This is a genomic window from Streptomyces sp. NPDC059564 (assembly GCF_042735575.1).
Taxonomy (GTDB): domain Bacteria; phylum Actinomycetota; class Actinomycetes; order Streptomycetales; family Streptomycetaceae; genus Streptomyces.
On sequence record NZ_JBHWBP010000392.1, the window covers coordinates 1 to 6,765 of the forward strand.

Below are 6,765 nucleotides of genomic sequence, written 5' to 3' on the forward strand. Positions count from 1 at the left end.
GTTCCGTATGGCGCGGTGCCGCGCGCCTCAGCTCTCGCTGCGGCGCAGCTTCGGCTTCAGGTCCTTGAACCGGCCCAGCAGGCCGTTCACGAACGAGGGCGACTCGTCCGTGGAGAACTCCTTGGCCAGCTGGACGGCCTCGTCGATCGCCACGGCGTCCGGGGTCTCGTCGACCCAGATCAGCTCGTAGGCGCCCAGCCGCAGGATGTTGCGGTCCACGACCGGCATGCGGTCGAGGTCCCAGTCCACGGCGTAGGTGACGATCAGTTCGTCGATGCGGTTCACCTTGTCGGCGTACCCCTCGACGAGGTCCATCGTGAAGGCGTTGACCGGCGGCTGCCGGTCGTCCGACCTCGCGTGGCGGATCCAGTCCGCGAGGACCTCGCGCACGGGGACCCCGCGCTGGTCGGCCTCGAACAGGATCTGGAAGGCGCGCTTGCGCGCATTGCTTCGAGCAGCCACGGGTTAGTTGCTCTTCCGGCCGAGGTAGTCGCTGGTGCGGGTGTCGACCTTGACCGTCTCGCCGGTGGTGACGAAGAGCGGGACCTGGATCTCGTAGCCGGTCTCCAGGGTGGCGGGCTTGGTGCCACCGGTGGAGCGGTCGCCCTGGACGCCCGGGTCGGTGTGCTCGATCTTGAGCTCGACCGCGGCCGGGAGCTCGACGTAGAGCACCTCGCCCTCGTGCTGGGCGACGGAGGCGGTGAAGCCCTCGATCAGGAAGTTGGCGGCGTCGCCGACAGCCTTCTTGTCCACCATCAGCTGGTCGAAGGTGGACATGTCCATGAAGACGAAGTACTCGCCGTCCATGTAAGAGAACTGCATGTCACGGCGGTCGATCGTGGCCGTGTCGACCTTCGTGCCGGCGTTGAAGGTCTTGTCGACGACCTTGCCGGAGAGCACGTGCTTGAGCTTGGTGCGCACGAAGGCCGGGCCCTTGCCGGGCTTGACGTGCTGGAACTCGACGACGGACCAGAGCTGGCCCCCGTCGAGCTTCAGCACCATGCCGTTCTTGAGGTCGTTCGTGGAAGCCACGGTTGCGGAATCTCCTGCACTGGAAGACCACGGGTGCGCGCACAGCCCGGCGGAGCGGGCTAGAGCGCGAGCAGCTCCTTGGTCGTAATGGTGAGTAGCTCTGGACCGCCGTCCGCCTCGGGGCGTACGACGAGCGTGTCATCGATCCGGACACCTCCCCGGCCCGGGAGGTGAACCCCCGGTTCGACGGTGACCGGCACGCAAGCGTCCAGTTTACCCATTGCCGTAGGTGCAAGCTGCGGGTCCTCGTCGATTTCGAGGCCGACCCCGTGTCCCATCCATCCCGCGAGGGCTTCGCCGTGCCCGGCGGAGTCCAGTACGGACCGTGCCGCGCGGTCGACGTCGCGGTACGCGGCGCCCGGCAGGAGCGCCTCGCGGCCGGCCCGCTGGGCGGCGAAGACGAGCTCGTACAGCTCGATCTGCCAGTCCGCCGGGGTGGTGCCGATCACGAAGGTACGGCCGATCTCGCAGCGGTAGCCCCGGTAGTTCGCGCCGAGGCAGACGGAGAGGAAGTCGCCCTCCTCCACCCGCCGGTCGGAGGGCCGGTGCCGGGAGCGGCCGGAGTGCGGGCCGGTGCCGACGGAGGTCGGGAAGGCCGGGCCGTCGGCGCCGTGGTCGACGAGGCGGCGCTCCAGCTCCAGCGCCAGGTGGCGTTCGGTGCGCCCGACGAGGATCGACTCCAGCAGCTCCCCGAGGGCCTGGTCGGCGATCTCGGCGGCGATCCGCAGGCAGGCGATCTCCTCCTCGTCCTTGACGAGGCGCTGCTGCTCCACGGCGGCGCCGAGATCGGCCAGCCGGAGCCGGGGCGCTACCGAGTGCAGGGCGCGGTGCCGGCCGACGGTGAGGTGGTGTTCCTCGACGGCGAGGGACTCGGCGCGTTCGGCGGCGGCCAGGTCGGCCGCGGCCACGGCCGGATCCGCTCCGGGGTTGGGCAGGACGGACAGCCGCAGCCGCTCGTCGAGCCGCCCCTCGTCCGCCTCGCCGGTGGGTGCGGTGCCGCAGAACAGGGCGTCCTCGGCGGGCCCGACCAGCAGGACGGCGCCCAGCGGGGACGCCCCGGCGAGGTAGCGGACGTTCGCCGGACGCGTGATCAGTGCGGCGGAGTTGCCCGCGGCTGCACAGCGGTCGCGGAGCAGGCCCCTGCGGGCCGCGTACACGTCTGACATGTCTTCGAGACTACGAGCGCCCCGCGCATCCGGCCCGGCGAGCGCGTCCGGACGGGCCCCGCCCCGGCGGGCGGCCGGAGCCGGCTACCAGTTGCCCGGTGCCGCCAGCGCACGCGCGAGGGCCTCGTCCAGGGCCCGGGCGGTGCCTTCCACGTCGAGGTGGGAGTTGTCGATGATCGGCAGCCCGGAGCCGTACCAGCCGGCCATCCGGCCGTGGATCCGGGCGACCTCCTCGTCGGAGAGGCGGCGGTTGCCGGAGCGGGCGGCGTTGCGGTCCAGGACGATCTCCAGGCCGGGCAGCAGCACGACCGGCAGCAGCCCGGCCCCCACGTGCCGCTTCCAGCCGCCCAGGCCCACCACGGGACGGTCGGGGAAGACGGCGTCGTCGAGGATGCAGGAGATCCCGTTCGCCAGGAAGTTGCGGGCGGCGAAGCCGCAGGTGCGGCGGGCGAGGCGGTACTGGGCCTCGGAGTGGTCGTTCCAGCCGGCCTGCGGGTCCGCGAAGCCCGACACGACCCACTCGCGGACGTCGTCCAGGCTGATGTGCGCGGTCGGCACCGGGCGGGTCGCCGCCCAGTGCCGGGCCACGGTGGTCTTGCCGGCCCCCGCCGGCCCGATGAGCAGGACGGCGAGGGTGGCGGCGCCGGTGCCCGGCGCCGGGGGTACGGGTGGCGCGGCCACGGCGGGGGGCAGCGGGATGTGCCCCGTGGCGTCGGGCACCGGGGTCACCGGCCAGCCCTGCGCCGGGGGTATCGGCGGTGGCGGGGGCGCCGCCGGGTGCTGTCCCGACGACGGCCCCCAGCCCTCCACTCCGTGCTGCATCCGCGCCACTCCGTCTCGTTCAGGCGACTGATGCGAGAACGTTATCTCAGGCCGTGACTTCTTCCGCCAGCGCGCGCAGCGCCAGGCGGTAGGAGCCCAGCCCGAAGCCCGCCACGGTACCGGTGGCCACGGCCGCGATGACAGACGTGTGCCGGAACTCCTCGCGGGCGTACGGGTTGGAGATGTGCACCTCGATCAGCGGCGCGGTGCGCTGCGCCGCCGCGTCCCGCATGGCGTACGAATAGTGCGTGAAGGCGCCCGGGTTGATCACGACGGGGATCTTGCCGTCGGCGGCCTCGTGCAGCCAGCGGACGAGCTCGCCCTCGTCGTTGGTCTCGCGGACCTCCACGTCGAAGCCGAGCTCCGCGCCCAGGGTGCGGCAGCTCTCGACGAGACCGGCGTACGAGGTGGCCCCGTAGACGTCGGGCTCGCGGGAGCCGAGGCGGCCCAGGTTCGGGCCGTTCAGCACGAGCACCCGCTGCGGGGTCCCGCTCACGCGGCCACCTCGCCGAAGGCGGCGAACAGCACGGCCGGGTCGGGACCCTCCAGGACGGTCGGCTTGCCCAGCCCGTCCAGGACGATGAAGCGCAGCAGGTCCCCGCGGGACTTCTTGTCGAGCTTCATGGTCTCCAGCAGCTTGGGCCACTGGTCGCCGCGGTAGGTCAGCGGCAGGCCGACGGAGGCGAGGACCGCCCTGTGCCGGTCGGCCGTCGCGTCGTCGAGCCGGCCCGCGAGCCGGCCGAGTTCGGCGGCGAAGACCATGCCGACGGACACGGCGGCGCCGTGGCGCCACTTGTAGCGCTCGTTCTTCTCGATGGCGTGCGCGAGGGTGTGCCCGTAGTTGAGGATCTCGCGCAGTCCGGCTTCCTTGAGGTCGCTGGAGACCACGTCGGCCTTGACCTGGATCGAGCGCACGATCAGCTCGGCCGTGTGCGGGCCGGCGGGCGTGCGGGCGGCCTGCGGGTCGGCCTCGACCAGGTCGAGGATCACCGGGTCGGAGATGAATCCGGCCTTGATGACCTCGGCGAGGCCGCTGACGTAGTCGTGGACCGGCAGCGAGTCCAGCGCCGCGAGGTCGCAGAGCACCCCGGCGGGCGGGTGGAAGGCGCCGACGAGGTTCTTGCCCTCGGCGGTGTTGATGCCGGTCTTGCCGCCGACGGCCGCGTCGACCATCGCGAGGACGGTGGTCGGCACCGCGATCCAGCGCACCCCGCGCAGCCAGCTGGCCGCGACGAAGCCCGCGAGGTCGGTGGTGGCGCCGCCGCCGACGCCGACGATCACGTCGGTGCGGGTGAAGCCGGACTGGCCCAGGGCCTTCCAGCAGTACGCCGCCACCTCGACGGTCTTGGCCTCCTCGGCGTTCGGCACCTGGATGGCGACGGCCTCGTAGCCCTGCGCCGCGAGGTCGTCGCGCAGCGCCTCACCGGTCGAGGCGAGCGCCTCGGGGTGGATCACGGCGACCCGCTGGGCCTTCGTACCGATCAGGCTGCCCAGCTCGCCGAGCAGCTGCCGGCCGACCAGCACGTCGTACGCGTCGTGTCCGGCGCTCGCGCCGACGTTGATCCGCGTCACCTGGTCTGTCATACGTCCTTCAACTCCAGAGCGTCGAGGACCGCCTGGGCGACCTCTTCGGGGGTGCGGTCGTCGGTGGCCACCACGACGCGCGCGACTTCGGTGTACAGGGGGCGCCGGGCGTCCATCAGCTCGCGCCACTGGCGGCGCGGGTTGACGGCGAGCAGCGGGCGCGCGGCGCCGAGGCCCACGCGCCGGACGGCTTCCTCGACGTCCATCGACAGGTAGGCGACGGGACGGCCGGCCAGCAGTTCGCGGGTGCCCCCGTCGAGGACGGCGCCGCCGCCGAGGGCGAGGACTCCGGTGTGCTCGGCGACGGCGGCCGCGACGGCCTGCCGTTCCAGCTCGCGGAAGTACGGCTCGCCCTCGTCGACGAACAGGTCGGAGATCTCCCGGCCCGTGGCGGCGACGATGTCGGCGTCGGTGTCCCGGTAGGGGACCCCGAGCCGTTCGGCGAGCAGGCCCCCCACCGTGGACTTGCCGGAGCCCATGGGTCCGACGAGGACGACGAGCGGTCCGGTGGCCGTCACCGGATCTGCAGGTTGTCGAGGTACGACCGGACGTTGCGGCGGGTCTCGGGGACCGAGTCGCCGCCGAACTTCTCGACCAGGGCGTCGGCCAGCACGAGCGCGACCATGGCCTCGGCGACGATGCCCGCGGCGGGCACGGCACAGACGTCGGAGCGCTGGTGGTGCGCCACCGTGGCCTCGCCGGTCGCCACGTCGACGGTGGCCAGCGCGCGCGGCACGGTCGCGATGGGCTTCATCGCGGCCCGTACGCGCAGCAGCTCACCGGTCGTCAGGCCGCCCTCGGTGCCGCCGGAGCGGCCGGAGGTCCGCTTCAGGCCCTCGGGGGTGGAGACGATCTCGTCGTGCGCCTGGGAGCCGGGTACGCGGGCCAGCTCGAAGCCGTCGCCGACCTCGACGCCCTTGATGGCCTGGATGCCCATGAGCGCGGCGGCGAGGCGGGCGTCGAGGCGCCGGTCCCAGTGGACGTGGGAACCGAGGCCGACGGGCACTCCGTACGCCAGGACCTCGACGACGCCACCGAGGGTGTCGCCGTCCTTGTGGGCCTGGTCGATCTCCGCGACCATCGCCTTCGACGCGTCGGCGTCGAGGCAGCGCACCGGGTCGGCGTCGAGCTTGTCGACGTCGGCGGGGGTCGGGTAGACGCCGTAGGGGGCCTTCGCCGAGGCGAGCTCCACCACGTGGGAGACGATCTCGATGCCGGCGGCCTCCTTGATGAAGGACCGGGCGATGGCGCCGAGGGCCACGCGGGCGGCCGTCTCACGGGCGCTGGCGCGCTCCAGGATCGGACGGGCCTCGTCGAAGCCGTACTTCTGCATGCCCGCGAGGTCGGCGTGGCCGGGGCGGGGACGGGTCAGGGGCGCGTTGCGGCCGGTGTCCTTGAGCAGCGCGGGGTCGACCGGGTCGGCCGACATGACGGTCTCCCACTTGGGCCACTCGGTGTTGCCGATCATGACCGCGACCGGGGAACCCAGCGACAGTCCGTGCCGGACGCCGCCGAGGAAGGTGATCTCGTCCTGCTCGAACTTCATCCGGGCACCGCGGCCATAGCCGAGCCGGCGCCGGGCCAGGTGGTCCGCCACCAGCTCGGTGGTGACCGGGACGCCGGCGGGAAGGCCCTCCAGCGTCGCGACCAGTGCCGGTCCGTGCGACTCTCCTGCGGTCAGCCAACGCAACCTGCTCAACGATGCTCCTCATGCTCGCGCCTGGCACTGCGACGGCGCGATCGGGTGCGCGGCCCTGACCCGCCTCACCCGATCCTCCCACGTCCGGGCGGGTGCGCCGGTCCCGGTCCAGCAGTCGGACGACGGGTACGGGGCGCACTCTGGCGCGTCCGGCTATCCGTTCCCTACGCGCGCACGTGCCCGGCGGGCTCAGTGGCGGGCGCGCAGCGCCTCTTCGCCGGCGGCCCGCATGGCCGCGAGCGGGGCGGTGGGACGCCCGGTCATCTGCTCGACCTGGAGGACGGCCTGGTGGACCAAGAGGTCCAGGCCGCCGAGGAGGGTGCCGCCGCGGCCGCTCCAGGCGGCGGCGAGGGCGGTGGGCCAGGGGTCGTAGAGGACGTCGAAGAGCGTGCCCGGGGCCTCGGGCACGGCGCCGGTGAGGGCGTCGGTGGCCCCGGCCGGGGTGGTCGCGATGACCAGGGG

8 protein-coding genes and 1 pseudogene are annotated in these 6,765 nt (G+C 72.9%); all 9 read right to left on the reverse strand.

From position 1 onward, the window contains the following. Positions 1-27: 27 nt before the first annotated feature. Positions 28-462 carry a transcription antitermination factor NusB gene (gene nusB / locus ACFV0Q_RS36165; protein ID WP_266578262.1) on the reverse strand — a complete coding sequence of 145 codons (435 nt, stop codon included), beginning with the start codon at positions 460-462 and terminating at the stop codon, positions 28-30. A gap of 3 nt (positions 463-465) precedes the next feature. Beyond that, on the reverse strand, positions 466-1,032 hold the full coding sequence (gene efp / locus ACFV0Q_RS36170; protein WP_266578261.1) for an elongation factor P: 567 nt from the start codon (positions 1,030-1,032) through the stop codon (positions 466-468). Positions 1,033-1,091: 59 nt separating this feature from the next. Next, a complete protein-coding gene (locus ACFV0Q_RS36175; protein WP_385011452.1) occupies positions 1,092-2,198 on the reverse strand; it encodes an aminopeptidase P family protein in 1,107 nt (368 codons plus the stop codon). Between the two features lie 84 nt (positions 2,199-2,282). Next, the gene (locus ACFV0Q_RS36180; protein WP_385011454.1) at positions 2,283-3,020 is read right to left on the reverse strand and encodes an AAA family ATPase; all 738 of its coding nucleotides are present in this window, start codon (positions 3,018-3,020) and stop codon (positions 2,283-2,285) included. Positions 3,021-3,066: 46 nt separating this feature from the next. After that, positions 3,067-3,516, reverse strand: a complete 450-nt coding sequence (aroQ, locus tag ACFV0Q_RS36185; protein WP_385011456.1) for a type II 3-dehydroquinate dehydratase — start codon at positions 3,514-3,516, stop codon at positions 3,067-3,069. Continuing rightward, positions 3,513-4,604 carry a 3-dehydroquinate synthase gene (gene aroB, locus ACFV0Q_RS36190; RefSeq protein WP_385011458.1) on the reverse strand — a complete coding sequence of 364 codons (1,092 nt, stop codon included), beginning with the start codon at positions 4,602-4,604 and terminating at the stop codon, positions 3,513-3,515. Before aroB ends, aroQ begins: the two co-directional genes overlap by 4 nt. Further along, positions 4,601-5,083: a shikimate kinase gene (locus tag ACFV0Q_RS36195; protein WP_385011462.1), complete on the reverse strand. Its 483-nt coding sequence runs from the start codon at positions 5,081-5,083 to the stop codon at positions 4,601-4,603. The genes aroB and ACFV0Q_RS36195 overlap by 4 nt, the downstream gene beginning before the upstream one ends. A gap of 35 nt (positions 5,084-5,118) precedes the next feature. Then, complete coding sequence (gene aroC / locus ACFV0Q_RS36200; protein WP_385011460.1) at positions 5,119-6,303, reverse strand: chorismate synthase; 1,185 nt, start codon at positions 6,301-6,303, stop codon at positions 5,119-5,121. A 189-nt stretch (positions 6,304-6,492) separates the two neighbouring features. Continuing rightward, positions 6,493-6,765: pseudogene (locus ACFV0Q_RS36205) on the reverse strand (shikimate dehydrogenase); the annotation flags it as partial.

What these genes read in the sequence shown, in the direction of transcription:
- ACFV0Q_RS36180 (WP_385011454.1), bottom strand. Translation starts at nt 3,020, where the DNA reads ATGCAGCACGGAGTGGAGGGCTGGGGGCCGTCGTCGGGACAGCACCCG.
- ACFV0Q_RS36175 (WP_385011452.1), bottom strand. Translation starts at nt 2,198, where the DNA reads ATGTCAGACGTGTACGCGGCCCGCAGGGGCCTGCTCCGCGACCGCTGT.
- aroB (WP_385011458.1), bottom strand. Translation starts at nt 4,604, where the DNA reads ATGACAGACCAGGTGACGCGGATCAACGTCGGCGCGAGCGCCGGACAC.
- ACFV0Q_RS36195 (WP_385011462.1), bottom strand. Translation starts at nt 5,083, where the DNA reads ATGGGCTCCGGCAAGTCCACGGTGGGGGGCCTGCTCGCCGAACGGCTC.